Below are 16,318 nucleotides of genomic sequence, written 5' to 3'. Positions count from 1 at the left end.
TCTGATCCAGCCCCCGTGCGGTCGGTGCACCAGTATTGAATCAAGCGGCCATGCCCAGACTTGACATAAAGTCCGTTGAATATTGGCGACGCTGGCTGGCGCTGTCATACGAGCATCGGACGCAAGGTGCCAGCTTTCCGTAGGACCACTGCGTGTTCGACGAGGTGGTATCCCCACTGAGGGTTGCTTGGAAACCGCAGCGACCCACGCGGCGACGCTGAGTGCCGAAGTCAGACTGGTGCGCGAAGTCCTTCGGCAGCGTCCCGTCCGGGCCCTCACGCTCCAGCAGCGTCACGTTGCCGCACGAGATATTCTCGCACTGCATTGATTCGGCCCGTACGGATCACGCCGACGCCACGATCAACTTGGTTGAGATTCTCCCTGAATATCTTGGAGGAGGTCTTGGAACAAGCGCCGCTCCTGTACCGTCAACGCGTCTTTGATCTTCCAATAGCGGCGCGGATTCCTGTACATATGGCAGTAGCGCAGCGCAGCGCAGCAGTTGAGATCACGATACCAAGACGGCGATCATCCGGAGCGTTTTCCGCCCCAGTTCCCATACCCCAATATAAGCGCCTAGCTTTTTTAAGGCGGCAAGAGTGGTGGCGACGCAATGCACGACTGCGATCGCTTGCTTGTTTCATGATCAGTCCCATGACCGCAGGCCACTGAGGACCCTCCCCAGCTGCTCTGGAGCCTGCGGCCGGTTATATGATCAGCGTGTATTTTCCTTGCCTCATATCAATTAACCTCAGGATGCATTGATGAATTAAGTGTGTACCCGTCTATTGGTAAGTGATGGAGCACTTGAGCGTCCACACTTGCACTCCGCCATTGCGCAGTTCAACACGAAGGCAGCTTGAGCTTCCATTGCCGGTCATGCGACATTTCAACTTTGTCTTGACATACGCAAATAGCTTGAGCAAGCAGGATGAAAATGCATTACGGCTGGCATGCCACGCGCGTTTTCAATGAACCATAAATGCTATCCCAGACGTTCCAGGTCTTGGAGATCTTCACGGCGCTGCTTTTCCCGTCTCTCGTAGCTGGCTTGGTTCTTGGTGCATACAAGGCTGTAGGGACTGCCGCGTCGTTGTGTGACGAGGTCCAGATCGCAGCGGCAGTGTTGCACGGTCGAAGTGACGTGGGCTCGGACGGCTTCGGCGGCCTTGAGTGTCCATGATTGCTCGTATGGGTTCCGCAGAAACCTGGCGAGCTCGGTGCAATGGGCGCACCGGCAGTTGAGTGTGGCGGCTCGGGTCCAGTTGGTCGGCGGCTCCAGCGGCTCGGCCGTGCGCGCGCGAAGGTGTTGCACGCACGCGGCGCGCAGCCGTTGCACGCCAGGGGTGTCGCGTGTCGTGGCTTGGCTGGTCAGGTGCCTGAGCGCAGGCAGGATGACGGCATCCAGATCGTAGGTCTTGGGCCAGGCCAGGAGGTGGTCGACGGCCAACCGGGCCAACGTCGCGTTGATGCGCTCGAGCGCCGCCACCACGCGTTGGCCGGTGGCTGCGGTGCTCGCGCCGGGTCGCCGGGCAGCGCATCCACCAGCGCCCTGGCCGCAGCGATGAGGTCTGGCGCAGGGCGTCCGAGCGGCGGTGCAGCAGCGCCACGGGCAAGCAGGTCCGCACAGGCACCGGGGTCCTTCGCAGCGTTCGCCCTGACGATGTGCTCGATCAGCACGGCCGCGCGCCGCGGCGCGAGCAGCGCTGCGGCCGCGAGCAGGGCCTCGTTGTCGCTCTTGCCGTAGTCGCCAGCGGCGCTGATATCGGCCAGGAAGGCGTCGATGCGCGCTGCGTCCTGGAGCTGTGCCAGCGTGGCCAGCATCCTGGCCGCCGTGCTGGGCGCCTCGCCGTGTCGGGGCCACTCACCTCTGTCGGGCCAAGCATCGAGCATGTGCCCAGCGAGCTCATGGGCCTCCTTCCACAGCGGCGAATCGGTGGGGGCGCCGCTGTCCTGCCAGCGCCGGGCCAGTGAGGCGAGCCAGGGCAGGCTCACCTGCAGGCCTGCCTGGCTGATGACCTCCAGCCGCCTCGCCCTCGGCCACAGCACCAGGGCGGCGCGTCGGTAGCTGCGCTCGAAGGAAGCGCCTTCGTTGCCAGTGGCTTCCTGGAACTCCTGCTCGTCAGGCTCCATGTCATCGAACATGTCCGGCGGACACAGCTCGCAGTCTTCGACGGGAAAGATACCGAGCTCTGCCGCCGTGCCGTCGGGGCTTCGCCAGTCCGACAGCACCGCGCTGCTGCTGCAGACCTCGACGATCTCGAACTCGTCGTCGCGCCAGGAGCGGCCGGAGTAGCCGCTGTACTCGGCGCTGCCGCTTTCCTCGATGGTCAGCAGCGCCACGTGCAGCTCGCAGCCCGAGCGCTGCGCCGCAGCGGCCAGCACGGCGGCGGCGGCTGCGTCCGCTCCCTTGAGGGCCTGGAAGGACAGCTCCGCCGGGGTGTAGGCATGCTCCAGGGGATAGACCAGCTTCGCCGGGGCTTCGTCATCCGAGCCCCATTCGCCGGCGCCCCAGGCTGCCAGCAGCGCCGCGATGCGCTGCGTCTCGGCCTCGTAGTCGGGAGGCTGGGGCAGCCGGCCCCGCCCCTCGCGCACCAAGTTGTAGACCAGCACCAGGCGACACCCCGAGGTGACGGGCCGCACTTCGTGCACGCAGTCGGCGTAGAAGGCTGCGAACGCCGCCATCGAGGGGTCCGGACCCTGCAGGTCCAGGCGGACCTCCCGGCCCTTGTGACGCACGACGAGCTCGCCCCCGGTGTGGAGCGACGGCAGCGCGACAACAAGGGTGGCAAACATGCCGGCCGCCTTCTCGGTGTCGCGGTGTTCGATGAAGAAGCTACCCTCGTCGTAGACAAGCAGCTTGTAGAGCTGCGCCGTCACGGCCGTCGTCACGCCCAGCCCCTCGGCCACCTTCTCGACGATGGCTTGCAGCGTCCGTGCCCAGTGGGCGCCCTCGATCTTCACGCACTCGGCGCCGATCTGCCAAGTCCGCCGCACCGCGGTGTCGACGAGCGTCTGCGCGCCGCGGCCATAAGGCGCACGATCGGCGACGGCGATGAGCTCTTTGGCCTGCACCGGCAGCAGCGGCAACGCGACCGCCCCGACGCCTTGCACCGTCAGCCGTGGGAGCGCCAGCTCGATCGTGCCTGCGGTGCAGAAGTCGCCCGGCGTTCGCACCGTGCTCAGCAGGGCGGGCAGCTCGTGTGCAATGGACAAGGTCAGCTCCTCCATCCAAGGCGTCGTCATGGCGGCGCGCCAGGAATGCGTCGGCCAATGTGACAGTGCACCGGGGAACCGGCAAGTCTGCGCCCATCTGGCGCGCGTCGCGACGCCAGTGGGCAGCGCCCGTCATCGTCGCCCCTGGGCTCGGCGGGCCGTGTCGCCCCGGCGCATCCAGCACCCGAGGCCGGTGCAATTGCGTACAGACGCCGCGGCGTCGCCGGCGAGGTGAGGCACGAGCCGCCCGATGCGCGGCCGCCCTGAAGCCATCGGTCAGAATCGAGCCCTCATGGACACCAGGCCCGCTCCCATGCCGTGCAGCTCTGCACCTGCGCGCGGGCCGGGCAGGGGCTCTGCGTGGGCCGACCGGGGTGCGCCATGACCGCGCTGGAGCAGCCCGATCCCACCCTCGCGGCCACGTCCTTGCCGGACTGGCCGGCGTGGCTGCAGGCCTGCTCGATCGACATCGAGTCCAACCCGGCGCAGGACAACCGCATCTTCCGGCTGGCGGCCCTGCGCGGCGACCGCGATGCGAGCGTGGACCTGCACGTCTCGCGCACCCGCCCTGACGAGGTCCGCCAGCGCCTGGGCGAGGTCGCGGCGGGCGCCCGGTTCGTCGTCGGCCACAACCTGCGCCGCCACGACTTGCCGCTGCTGGCGCAGCAGTACCCGGGGCTGCAGTGCCTGGAGCTGCCGTTGATCGACACGCTGGAGCTCTCGGCCCTGGCCTTCCCGCGCAACCCCTACCACCGGCTGGTCAAGGGCTACAAGCTCGTTTGCGAGGCGCGCAGCGAGCCGCTGCTGGACGCCCGCCTGGCGCTGGAGCTGCTCGCCGACGAGATCCAGGCCTTCGAGGCTCTGCACGCGGTGGACCCCGCCTGGTGCGGCACGCTGCACGCGCTGCTGCAGCACGACGGCGCGCTCGACGCGCTCTTCACGCGCATCCGGGGTGCGAGCGCGCCTGACGCAGCCGCTGTTCGCGCCGCCGTGCACGCTGGCTTCGCCGACCTGTGCTGCAGCACCCGGCTGCAGCGGCTGGGGAACGAGGAGCTGGCAGGCGACGTCGGCCTGCGCTGGCCGATCGCCTACGCGCTGAGCTGGCTGCGGGTGGCCGGCGGCAACTCGGTGCTGCCGGCCTGGGTGTACGCGAGCGTGCCGGCCGTGCGCGATCTCGTCCGCGAGCTGCGCGAAACCCGTTGCCAGGACCCCGAGTGCCGCTACTGCGCCCGGCAGCACGATCCCGAAACCCTGCTGCGGCACCATTTCGGCAAGCCGGGCTTTCGTGCGCAGCCGGCCGCCCCTGCCGGCGGCTCGCTGCAGCGCGAGATCGTGGTGGCGGGCCTGGCGCGCCAGAGCCTGCTGGCCGTGCTGCCCACGGGCGGCGGCAAGTCCATCTGCTACCAGCTGCCGGCGCTGGCCCACTACGGGCGCAGCGGCCGGCTCACGGTCATCGTGTCGCCGCTGCAGTCGCTGATGAAGGACCAGCTCGACAACCTGGTGGCCGCCGGCGTGCACTGCGCCGTCACGATCAACGGGCTGCTCACGCCACCGGAGCGGCGCGCGGCGCTGGACAAGATCCGGCTGGGCGACGCCGGCATCGTGCTGGTGTCGCCCGAGCAGTTCCGCAACCGTGCCTTCGCCCAGGCCATCCGGCTGCGCCAGATCGCCACCTGGGTGTTCGACGAGGCGCACTGCCTCTCCAAGTGGGGGCACGACTTCCGCACCGACTACCTCTTCGTGGCGCGCTTCATCCGCGAGCACTTCGCCGAGCAGCAGGCACCCGTGGCCTGCTTCACCGCCACGGCCAAGCCCGAGGTCATCGAGGACCTCGCCGGGCATTTCGTCACCGAGCTCGGCCTCACGCTGCAGCGGTTCCTGGGCGGCCACGAGCGGTGCAACCTGGACTACCGCGTCATCCGGACGCTGCGGGCCGAGAAGGCCCAGCGCATCATGGAGATGGTGGCCGCCGCGGTGCGCGAGGGCGGTTCGGCCGTGGTCTTCTGTGCCACGCGCAAGTCCACCGAGACCTTCGCCGAGCTGCTGCGCCACGGCGGCCTGCGCTGCGAGCACTTCCACGGCGGCCTGGAGCCGCCGCGCAAGAAGGAGATCCAGCAGGACTTCATCCAGGGGCGGCTCGACGTCATCGTGGCCACCAACGCCTTCGGCATGGGCGTGGACAAGCCCGACATCCGCCTGGTCGTGCATGCCGACGTGCCCGGCTCGCTGGAGAACTACCTGCAGGAGGCCGGGCGCGCCGGCCGGGACGGGCTGCCCGCGCGCTGCGTGCTGCTCTTCGACGAGGAGGACATCGAGACCCAGTTCCGCCTGGCCGCCACCTCGCGGCTGACGCAGCGGGACTTCACGGCGCTGCTCAAGGCCATCCGCCAGCGCTGCGAGCGTTTCCGCAGCCCGGAGATCGTGGTCTCGGCCAAGGAGCTGCTGCTTGACGCCGACGGCACGGGCATCGAGATCGACGCGCCCGATGCCGGGACCAGGGTTGCCACCGCCGTGGCGTGGCTCGAGCGCAGTGGATTCCTGCGGCGCAACGAGAACCGCAGCCGCGTCTTCGCAACGAGCCTGCGCCTGTCCACGCTGCAGGAGGCCACCGCGCGCATCCGTGCCGCCGGCCTGAGGGACGTGCTGGCACAGCAGTACCAGGCCGTGGCCAGCGGGCTCTACGCCAGCCAGTCGCCCGAGGGCTTGAGCACCGACGAGCTGATGGTCCAGGCCGGCGTGCCGCCCGAGGAGTGCTTCCGTATCCTGCACGGCCTGGAAAAGCTCGGCGTGCTCGCCAGCGACCTCGGGCTCAAGGCAGCGCTGAGCAAGGGCGTCACGGGCGCTTCGGACCTGGAGCTCGAACGCCTGGAGCGGCTGGAGCAGGCGCTGCTGGAGCTCCTGGCCGAGCTCGCGCCCGACGCCGCCATGGATGCCACACCGCAGGTCCTGAGCCTGCGGCCGCTGTGCTCGGCGCTGCGCGAGCGCCTGGGCCTGCACGAGCGCGAGGCCGCCACCGTGCACCCGGAGCGCGTGCGCAAATGCCTGCGCTCGCTGTGCGAGCCGTTCGGCGCCGGCACCGTGCAGCGCGGCATGTTCAGCGTGCGCAGCGCCGGGGCAGAGAGCCTGCACGTGGTGCTGCACCGGCCCTGGTCCCAGGTGCGCGAGATCTGCGAGCGCCGGCGCATCGTGTGCCGCGTCGTGCTGGGGGCACTCCTGGCCAAACTGCCTCCTGGTACGCGGCAGGCCCACTGCATCGTCGAATGCAAGTCCAGCGAGCTGCTCGACGCCATCGAGGGCGACCTGGAGCTGGCCACGACGCTGCGCGACACGGCGGTCGCGCTGGAGCATGCGCTGCTCTACATGCACGACAACGCCGTGCTGCAGCTCGACAAGGGGCGCTCGGTCTTCCGTGCGGCCATGACCATCGAGCTTCGGGCGGAGGGAGCCCAACGCCGCTTCCTCAAGGAGGACTACGCGCCGCTGCAGGAGCACTACCGCGAACGCACGCTGCAGACCCACGTCATGCACGAGTACGCCCGGCTGGGCACCCAGGCGCAGGCGCTGGCCGACGCCCTGGTGCACGACTACTTCACCCTGCCGCGGCGCGACTTCCTGCGTCAGCGCTTTCGCGGGCGCGCCGAGGTGCTGGACCTGGCCACCACCGACGAGTCGTACCGGCGCATCGTCGATGCACTGCAGCACCCGGTGCAGGAGGCTCTGGTGCGCAAGCCCGAGCGCGGCAACCACCTGGTGCTCGCGGGCCCGGGCTCGGGCAAGACACGCGTCATCGTGCACCGCATCGCCTGGCTGCTGCGCGTGCGCCGCGTGCCGAGCTCCCACATCATCGCGCTGACCTTCAACCGCCACGCCGCGCTGGAGCTGCGCCGGCGGCTGCTGGCGCTCGTGGGCGACGACGCGCGCGGCGTGACCGTGCTGACCTACCACGCCATGGCGCTGCGCCTCACGGGCACCAGCCTCGCGGGCACCGAGCGCCAGGGCCCGGTGGACTTCGAGCAGCTGCTGCAGGACGCGATCGACCTGCTCGGCGGCAGCAGCCAGGCGTTCACCGATGCCGACGAGGCGCGCGACCGGCTGCTGCAGGGCTACGAGTACATCTTCGTCGACGAGTACCAGGACATCGACCGGCGCCAGTACGCGCTGGTCAGCGCCCTGGCCGGGCGGCGGCTCGCAGACGCCGACGGGCGCCTGAACCTCATGGCCGTGGGGGACGACGACCAGAACATCTACGCCTTCAAGGGCGCCAATGTCGAGTTCATCCGCCGCTTCCAGCAGGACTACGACGCCGAAGTGACCTTCCTGGTGGAGAACTTCCGCTCCACGCAGCACATCATCGCCGCGGCCAACCACGTGATCCAGCGCGGGGCCGAGCGCATGAAGGTGGACCATCCCATCCGCATCGACACCCAGCGCGAGGAACACAGCGCGGGCGGCCGCTGGAGCGAGCTCGATGGCGACTCGCGCGGGCGCGTGCGGCTCATCTCGGCGCCGGTGGAGCCCAACTTGCAGGCGCAGCTGGTGCTGCAGGAGGTGGCGCGCATCCGCCGGCTGGATCCCGCGACCCGGCTGGGCGACATCGCCGTGCTCTCGCGCACCAGCGAACCGCTGCAGCCGCTGCGTGCGCTGTGCGAGGTCGAAGACCTGCGCTGCACCCCGCCGCCGCGCGAGGCCGGCTCCGCGCTGTCGCTGGTGCAGTCACGGGAAGGAAGGCGCCTGCTGGAGCTGCTCAAGGCCCGGCGCGGCGGCCTCGTGCGGATGGGCGCCGTGCTGCGCTGGCTGCGGCGCCAGCAGTCGCGGCAGCCGGCCAACCCCTTCTGGGCGGACCTGCACGCGGCGGTGAACGAGATGGCCCAGGCCAGCACCGCCACGCGGGTGCCGCCCGCGGAAGTGGTCGAGTGGATCTTCGAGTGCTCGGCCGAGGCGCGGCGCGACGGCAGCATGAACGCGCTGCGGCTGCTCACCGCGCATGGCGCCAAGGGCCTGGAGTTCGACCACGTCATCGTGATGGACGGCGGCGACTGGCGCTCGGGCCGGGATGACGAGCGGCGGCTGCTCTACGTGGCGATGACGCGGGCCCGGCAGACGCTCACGCTCTTCAAGGCCGAGGACGGACGGCACCCGTTCCTGGCCGACTTCGGTACGCTGGAGGGCGTGCATGCCCTGTTGCCCGAGACCCGGCCCACCTTCCGGAGCGAGCTGCAAAGGCGTTTCCAGACGCTGGGGCCGGCAGAGATGGACCTGGGCTATGCCGGGCGGCTGCCCGCGCACCATCCCGTGCACGGCCACATCGCGGGGCTCTGCGCCGGCGCTGCCGTGCACGTCGCCCACCGCTGCGTGCTCACGCCCGAGGGCCACGTGGTGGGGCGCCTGGCCAAGGCGGCGGCACTGCCCGACACCGCCCACTGCAACGCCGTGGTCACCGGCATCATGGCGCGCAGCCGCGCGCAGACCGCGCCGGCCTACCAGGACGCTCTCAAGGTGGACCGCTGGGAAGTGGTGCTGATCGAGATCACGGGCGAGGTGCGGGGCTGACGGCACGGGGCCCGTGTGGAGCGGCTCGACGACGGGCCAGGTGTTCGCTGCAACCGCCGCGCGGCAACAGGGCGGACAGCCCAGTCGGCTTGGCCGTGCGCTCAAGCCAGCCGTTCGCGCAGCTTGGACCAGCGGCGCCGGGTCTGCCGGCCCTTGACCGCCATGGCCAGCGCGCGCTTCTGGCCCACCAGCACCACCAGCCACTTGCCCCGGGTGATGCCGGTGTAGACGAGGTTGCGCTTGAGCATCATGAAGTGCTGGGTGGACACCGGGATCACGACCACCGGGTACTCGGAGCCCTGCGACTTGTGGATCGTCGTGGCGTAGCACAGCGTCAGCTCGTCGAGCTCGGCCCACGGGTAGATGACTGGTCGGCCGTCGAACTCCACCACCAGCTCCTGCTCCTCGGGATCGATCTGCGCCACCAGGCCGATGTCGCCGTTGTAGACGTCGCGGTCGTAGTTGTTCTCCATCTGCATGACCTTGTCGCCGACGCCGAAGGTGTTGCCGAACTTGGTCACGCTGCTCGCGCCCGGCGGATTGAGCCTGGCCTGCAGCAACGGGTCGATGCCGCGCGCGCCGCTGGCGCCGCGGTTCATCGGGCACAGCACCTGGATGTCGCGCACGGCGTCCAGGTCGAACTTCCGGGGCAGCCGCTCGGCCACGAGGTCCACGACCGTCGGGGCGATCGCCTCGGCATCCTCCACCGGCACGAAGTAGAAGTCCGAGGGCTCGTCCTTGGCCGGCAGCGAGGGAAAGTGGCCCTGGTTGACCTGGTGCGCCGCGCGCACGATGCGCGAGCTCGCCGCCTGGCGGAACACCTCGGTGAGCCGCACCACGGGCACGGCGCCGCTGGCGATGAGATCGGCCAGGAACTGGCCCGGCCCGACCGAGGGCAACTGGTCCACGTCGCCGACGAAGATCACCGCCGAGCGCGTCGCGACGGCCTTGAGCAGATGGTTGGCCAGCGGCACGTCGATCATCGAGCACTCGTCCACCACCAGCAGGTCGCACTGCAGGGGTGAATCCTCGTTGTGCTTGAACTGGCCGTTGCGCGGATCGACCTCCAGCAGCCGGTGGATGGTGCGGGCCTCCAGGGCGGTGGACTCCGACAGCCGCTTGGCCGCTCGCCCGGTGGGCGCGGCGGCCAAGGCGTGAACCTCCTTGGCGCGCAGGATGGTCAGGATCGAGTTGACCAGCGTGGTCTTGCCCACGCCGGGGCCGCCGGTGATGACCAGTAGCTTGGACGACAGCGCCAGCCGCAGCGCCGCCTGCTGGCTCTGGGCCAGCTCGATGGCGAGCTTGCGCTGTACCCACGCCATCGCCCGGTCGGCGTCGATCGCGGGCCATGGCGCGGCTTGCGTCTTCAACCGCGCGACCTGGGCCGCGATGGAGCGCTCGGCCTGGTGCAGCGGCGCGAGGAACACGCACGGCTGGGAATCGATGGTCTCGGGCACGAGCACCCCGTCCGCGATCTCCTGCGCAATGGCGGCCTCGATGACGTCCGGGGCAATCTCAAGCAGCTTCACCGCCAGCGGCACAAGCTCGGCGTGCGGCAGTCCGCAGTGGCCCTCGGCCGCGGCCTCGGCCAGTGCATGGGAGACGCCCGCGCGGGCGCGCAGCGGGGAGTCGCGCGCGATGCCCAGCTTCTGCGCGATGGTGTCGGCCGACAGGAAGCCGATGCCGCGGATGTCGCGCGCCAGGCGGTACGGGTCGGCGCGCACCAGCTCGATGGCCTCGGCGCCGTAGGTCTTGAAAATGCGCACGGCCCGCGACGTGGAGACGCCGTGGGCATGCAGGAACACCATGATCTCGCGGATCGTCTTCTGGTCGGCCCAGCCGCCGATGATCTTGCGCGCGCGCTTGTCGCCGATGCCATGGATCTCGCGCAGCCGTTCGGGCGTGCGCTCGATGATGTCGAACACCTCGGCGCCGAACGCCTGCACCAGCCGGCCGGCATAGATGGGCCCGATGCCCTTGACCATGCCGGAGCCGAGATACCGCTCGATGCCGGCCAGGGTGGTCGGCGGTGCGATCTTGACGAAGACCGCCCGGAACTGCCGGCCGTGCTCGCGGTCGGTGACCCAGTGGCCGGAGGCCGACGCGTACTCGCCGGGTGTCACCGCCGGGGTGTGGCCGATGAGCGTGATGAGGTCGCGCTCGCCCTTGACCTTCAGGCGCAGGACGCAGAAGCCGTTGTCGGCGTTGTGGAAGGTGACGCGCTCGACTAGGCCGGAGAGCTGTTCCAGCGGTGACGCGGATGGGATGGGAGGGTTGCGCACGACGTGAGCGGGACGGCAGGGCTGCACCGCCGGCGCATGCGCGGGCCTTGCGGGCAGCGTCATTGTGCCCGTGGCAGGCCCGGGCCCCGGGCACCAAGGCGCCCGATGGGTGCCGTGACGACGCTCGGTTCGCCCGGCTCGGTCGGCCACCCAGCGCGGCATACTGCCGCCCCATGCAAATCGATGTCCGAGCCGCCACGCAAGCGCATGGCCGCCTGCCGGTCGAGGGCCTTGCGATCGGGACCCTGTCAGTAGCCGGGATGGACGCGCGGATGCGCTCGGCGGTGCAATGCCTGCAGGAGCTGCAGGGCGCGCCGACCATCGAGGCCTGCCACGCGGCCGCTGTCCTCGCCGGCGTGAGCCTTATCGACGCTGACGAGTGCGACGACGGCGCTTGCTGCTGTCCGCGATGCCCGTGGCGCTGCACGGCGGCCAACTGGCGCGTGCGTCCGGGCAGCGCCAGCAGCGCAGACCCGTGGGGGTTGCCGTGATGGCACAGGTTGCCGTCCTCGACTTCGAAACCAAGGGCCTGAGCCCGGACCTGGGCGACCGGCCCACCGAGATCGCCATCGCGCTGGTGGAGGACGGCCGCACAAGTCGATCGCTATCAGAGTCTCATGAACCCGGGTCGGCGCATCCCGGCCTTCATCACCGACCTCACCGGCATCACCAACGCGATGGTGGCCGCGGCACCAGCTGTCGCCGAGGTCATGCGCGAGGCCGCACGCTTCGTCAGCACGTTGCCGGTGGTAGCGCACAACACGTCGTTCGACAGGAAATTCTGGGTGGCCGAGCTGCGGCGGCTGGCGCTGGACGCCAACACGCCGTTCGCGTGCACGATGCTGCTGGCACGGCGCCTGTACCCCGAGTGCACGAGCCACAAGCTCGGCGTCCTGGTGGAAGCGCTGCAGCTTCCAAAGCCCGGCCGCGCCCACCGCGCGACAAGTGGACGCTGAGATGGCCAGCCACCTGTGGTGCCGTATCCATGCCGACGTGGCCCGGCACTGGGGCGTCACGGCGGTGAACCACGCGCTCCTGTCGCGTGCGCAGGCCACGACGCGCGCCAGGCTCGACCGCGTTTTCTCTCAACAGCCTTGCGCGGCATCTAGGTGGCCGCGACGTCCTTCTTGCCTCGTGGCTCGTCGGCCTGGGCCAGCGGATTGAGCTTGGCAGGAGTCAGTTGAGCGGCCCGGGATTCGCCGTTTGACCTGCAATGTCGCGCCAGGTGCAACGCAAGGTGCGACTGATCGTGTGGCAGACAAGCAGCCACAGATCGTGCGGGTCGATCAGGCGACCGCCGTTTCGTTCCGGAGGAGCGACGCGGACGCTTGCGGCGCACGCACGACGCTGACTTGGTCCGTGGTCCTGTCAAGATTCCAGCTTTCCAGGAATCCGACTTCCACGAGGCGATTCAGTGCCAGGCGCAGCGTGGGCCTGAACTGCGAGAGCTCCCGGATACGCGAGCCGCACAAGTCCCGGATCGTCTCGACCCGCAGCGGATACGGGTCCCGGTGCGTGACGTAGTAGGCGTGCAGCTTCTTGGCCAGAGGCGCCAGGCGCATCCGCTGCTCCCACTCGAGGCGCGTGTACTGCGTACTGCCGAACAGTCGGATGATCTTGGGATCCAGTTCGACGGACCACCGCGCTTGGTCCCACGCGAAGGAGCGCAGCAGCGACCCCGAATAGCCTCGCTCCATGCCATCGGCGGACACCATCACGGCGGTGGCCTGCAGCCGTGTCAGCACGGCGCGCAGCCGCTTGTAGCCTGCGCTGCCCGTGTCCCACCGCAACGCCTTGAGCATGCTGTGCGCGGAGAACTCCACCCGCTCGCCCAGAGGCTGAAGCCGAGCGAGGTGCGTGACCTGCAGGAACACGTCCTCGTCGTCGTCGTTGCGCAACTCCTCGCCCGTGTAGTGGATGGTGATCCCCTTGATGCTGTAGATCTCCTTTTGCTTGAGGTTTTCCCGCGGGATCTTGGGTGTACCCGCACAAAAAAGCGCCGACCGGGCAAGCGCATTGGGCAGCCCCCGGACTTTTTCTGGCCAGAGTGGCAACTGCCTGTTGTCGATGCTCTCCGGCTCCGAAGCAGCCAAGGGTGCCAAGGCTTTCGACTTGGACCGTACGCGCTGCAGGCGCTCCGTCAACCGCGCGGCAGCACGGCCGGCAGGTTTTGCGCTTCTGGGGTCTTCAGGCGGCGGGACAGCGGTGTCGAGCTTCTTCACGACGGGCATGGTCCGCGATGAGTCATACCGTGTAAAGGCTGCATTTCGTGTTCTGACTCAGGGTCGTGGCGACATTCGTGTTCTGACTCAGGGCGGCGGTGCCATGTGCCCAGAGAGGCGTGCGCGCCCAGATTCGTGTTCTGACTCAGGTTTGGTTGCCGTTGCGAAGAGAACACACACAAAGAGCCGCACTAGACGAGCGTCGTGCCGGCATGACTTCGACGTGTGACCGAAGCGGCGTCGTTCACGGCTGCGGCCTGTCGGCGAGGTGGCGTTCGACTCGCACCAGGGACAGGCCTTTGCTCAATGTCGTGCTGTGCGAGGTAGGCAGTGAAGACATGGCGTTACGGACTGGGGTTGTCCCGCGCGAACTTGGGCAGCGTCTCTGGGCGGTGCGTTCTCGGCCGGGGCATGGCGTGCCGTGCCATACAGAGGCGTTCGTGTTCCCACTCACGCCTGCCTCCGTTGAACTTCGTGTGGGCGCGCTGCCGAATGTCCTGCAAACGTGTGCGGCTGAGCGACGGGGAAGCACCGTGCCGTTGGCCGCGAGCCAGTACGTCCGCGAGCCCCATTTTCTGGTTGCCTGGGCCGCTCCATCGTGTGTGCGGTGTCGCGCAGCGTCAGTGCGCCTGCATGCAGCCCGCGATTCAGAAAGGCATTCAAGAAGCATTAAAGAAGGTATTCAGGGCTGTGGATAACAAGCATAACCTGTTGAATTTCAAGAAATATTCCGATTGGCTGCGTGAGTCAGGACACGAACGGACCCGAGTCAGCACCCGAACCACCATGAGTCAGAACCCGAATGATCCTGAGCCAAAACCCGAATGTCCTGAGTCAGAACACGAAGCTGTGGGCAACTAACCTAAGTTGTTGAATCACATCAAGTAATTGGACTAGGTCCCTTCTTTGCGCCTGCCAGATCTTCCCCTGAGTCAGAACACGGACCGTGAGTCACAACACGAGCGCTCCAAGCGCCACCATCCCTGAGTCAGCACACGACTTCCGACTTCACTTCCGTACCATGAGTCAGAACACGAACGTGTTTTCCGACCGCGATTGGTCATCCGGCTGTAGAGCGCTGGTTGGGCGTGGCTCGCACTTGACCCGCTGCTCCATGCCGCAGGCTGATCTGTGCCGCGGCGCAAAAGCTGCAGGCCTAGAGTTGCCGCCTCGCCAGCGTTGAGGACGCTCGAGCCGGCGCCGCCGACGGCCAGACTGTCCGGCTTCCTCTTCGGCCGCACGCGGAGCGTGCCGAGGCAAAGTGACGGTTTCTGTGCGGCAACGATGCTGTAGCCGCTCGTGCCGCGGCGTGGCTGCAGAAGACCAGGCCGCAAACGGCCCCGAGACCCGTTCTCGCACAGGAACCATCACTTTGGGCTCGTGGTGCGTCGCGCCGCCGATCAAGCCACCACGCGTGAGAGGGGACCATGGCAAGCACGCTGCTCGCGGCTTCTAGTCCCATTAATACAACATACCGGAGCCACCCGCGGACCTTGCCGTGCCCCCTGTTCCGGCCGCGCTGTTGAGGGGGGAGAAGGGGAAGACAGGGCGTGGCAGGAGGAGGGGGTGAGAGGATTGGGTTCAGGTATGTTGCTTCAATAATCGGGCGTGCAAGCCGACGTGCGGCCGCCTTGTTCGTGCAGGCCGTCGGCACACTGACCAATACCGCCAGGACGCTTATCGAGCAGGAGCACGAGGCGCACGTGGTCGATGACTAGGCGCAGCAGCAGTCCAGCTACGAGGACCTGCTGGCGCTGGCGGCGGCATGATCCCGGACATGGACATGGACATGGACATGGACATGGACGACGACAAAGAGCTCGGCCCCATCCCGGCGTACCTCCGTGCCCAGGCCAGGCCCGAGTGCGGAGGCACGGCACCGCCATCTGCCGACGACTACTCCGACCACGCGCGCTGGGTCTTCCCCAGCAAACGGCCGATCCACCCCAGGTCCGAGATCGCGTGCATGTTGCGGGCCGGTGACCGGCGGCGCGGCAGCTCCGACTCGCTGATGGCCATCAACTACGGGCCGGTGGAACTCCGCCTGCGCAAGCTGCTGGCGCTGCTCAATTGGCGGCGTTGGTGGCGTTGACCGCAACGGCGCAGGCACCGCTGCTGGACCACCAACGACGGAAGACAACCAGTGCCGCGCCGCCTTGAGTGTGCGTGCACCAAGCCGATGTCAAGCGTTCAAATTATATCCGCGCACCACCCACCTTCTTGGTAATTTCTGCACGCATTGATTACAATTCACATTTCCGTGTCACAAAAAGAGATACCGAATCGATGAAAAAGGCATCCGCAATCGCAGCAAGCGCGCTAATAACCTGCACACCAGCTTTCTCGTCACTGCTTGACTTTGAAGGACTTGTAGAGAGACAAGCCAAATTCATTCCAATAGGATACGGTGGCTTCACTTGGGAAAATATTCTTGCAATTGACACCCGGATTTATGGCGGCGATGACACTTCAGTTACCAGAAGCCTTGTTTCAGGCAACTCAGTAGCTTACGGTGCCGGCCAAGGGTACGTTTACTCGGCCTCTCTCAGCACAATTAATGGCGAGCTTTTTGATTTTGCAGGGGCGCATTTTACTGCCATTGCCAAAGAATATTCAGGAATAATTTTTCGAGGCTATGCTGGTGATGTGCAACTGTATTCAGATCTTGTGTTTATAAATAACGTAGCGCCGACTTACGTAGAACTCAACTACAGCGGAATAAATAGAATTACATTTGATGGCGAGATGTTTGCAATGGACAACTTCTCTTATAGCTGGTTAACCAGCGGCGAAAACCCATCCAGCGTGCCTGAACCATCCACCGCGCTCCTGGTATCACTTGGTATTATGGCCTCGTACTTCATGGCAAACAGATTCCATAGCAATCGATTCCGCACTTCTGAAACAGATATGGACTGCGAAAACCGATTGCGACACAAACAAACTGGGTTTGCCGGGTAACCTACCCCTCGCCCCCGGCCAAGTCCAAGACCGCACGCTCCGTCGCCACGGACATCGATCCGCTGTTGACGGTTGAGGTGGACTAGA

7 protein-coding genes and 1 pseudogene are annotated in these 16,318 nt (G+C 67.3%); 5 read left to right on the top strand and 3 right to left on the bottom strand.

What is annotated here, in order from left to right; translation table 11 throughout:
- Nucleotides 1–1,371: 1,371 nt before the first annotated feature.
- Nucleotides 1,372–3,231 carry a 2OG-Fe(II) oxygenase gene (locus Q0741_RS28735; protein ID WP_298236612.1) on the bottom strand — a complete coding sequence of 620 codons (1,860 nt, stop codon included), beginning with the start codon at nt 3,229–3,231 and terminating at the stop codon, nt 1,372–1,374.
- A 366-nt stretch (nt 3,232–3,597) separates the two neighbouring features.
- Here Q0741_RS28735 and Q0741_RS28730 point away from each other — a divergent pair, with 366 nt between their 5' ends.
- Entirely contained in the window at nt 3,598–8,766 is a 5,169-nt protein-coding gene (locus tag Q0741_RS28730) for a RecQ family ATP-dependent DNA helicase (protein ID WP_298236611.1), read from the top strand.
- A gap of 101 nt (nt 8,767–8,867) precedes the next feature.
- On the opposite strand, the gene Q0741_RS28725 is transcribed toward Q0741_RS28730, so the two are convergent.
- Entirely contained in the window at nt 8,868–11,048 is a 2,181-nt protein-coding gene (locus Q0741_RS28725) for an ATP-dependent RecD-like DNA helicase (RefSeq protein WP_298236610.1), read from the bottom strand.
- Nucleotides 11,049–11,308: 260 nt separating this feature from the next.
- Between Q0741_RS28725 and Q0741_RS28720 the strand changes: the two genes are divergently transcribed.
- Together Q0741_RS28720 and Q0741_RS28715 are read left to right on the top strand one after the other, a co-directional pair.
- The gene (locus Q0741_RS28720; RefSeq protein ID WP_298236635.1) at nt 11,309–11,539 is read left to right on the top strand and encodes a hypothetical protein; all 231 of its coding nucleotides are present in this window, start codon (nt 11,309–11,311) and stop codon (nt 11,537–11,539) included.
- Nucleotides 11,539–12,212 (top strand): annotated as a pseudogene (locus tag Q0741_RS28715) (PolC-type DNA polymerase III). The gene Q0741_RS28720 and the pseudogene Q0741_RS28715 overlap by 1 nt, the downstream one beginning before the upstream one ends.
- Before the next feature lie 122 nt (nt 12,213–12,334).
- On the opposite strand, the gene trfA reads toward Q0741_RS28715, so the two are convergent.
- The gene (gene trfA, locus Q0741_RS28710; RefSeq protein WP_298236609.1) at nt 12,335–13,270 is read right to left on the bottom strand and encodes a plasmid replication initiator TrfA; all 936 of its coding nucleotides are present in this window, start codon (nt 13,268–13,270) and stop codon (nt 12,335–12,337) included.
- A gap of 1,777 nt (nt 13,271–15,047) precedes the next feature.
- Here trfA and Q0741_RS28705 point away from each other — a divergent pair.
- The gene (locus tag Q0741_RS28705; RefSeq protein ID WP_298236608.1) at nt 15,048–15,362 is read left to right on the top strand and encodes a hypothetical protein; all 315 of its coding nucleotides are present in this window, start codon (nt 15,048–15,050) and stop codon (nt 15,360–15,362) included.
- 74 nt (nt 15,363–15,436) lie between these two features.
- Nucleotides 15,437–16,231, top strand: coding sequence for a PEP-CTERM sorting domain-containing protein (locus Q0741_RS28700; RefSeq protein WP_298236607.1), 795 nt, complete (start codon nt 15,437–15,439; stop codon nt 16,229–16,231).
- The last annotated feature ends 87 nt before the right edge of the window (nt 16,232–16,318 follow it).

The organism is uncultured Azohydromonas sp. (genome assembly GCF_937926365.1).
Lineage (GTDB): Bacteria > Pseudomonadota > Gammaproteobacteria > Burkholderiales > Burkholderiaceae_C > Azohydromonas.
This window is presented reverse-complemented; position numbering and strand designations above follow the sequence as displayed.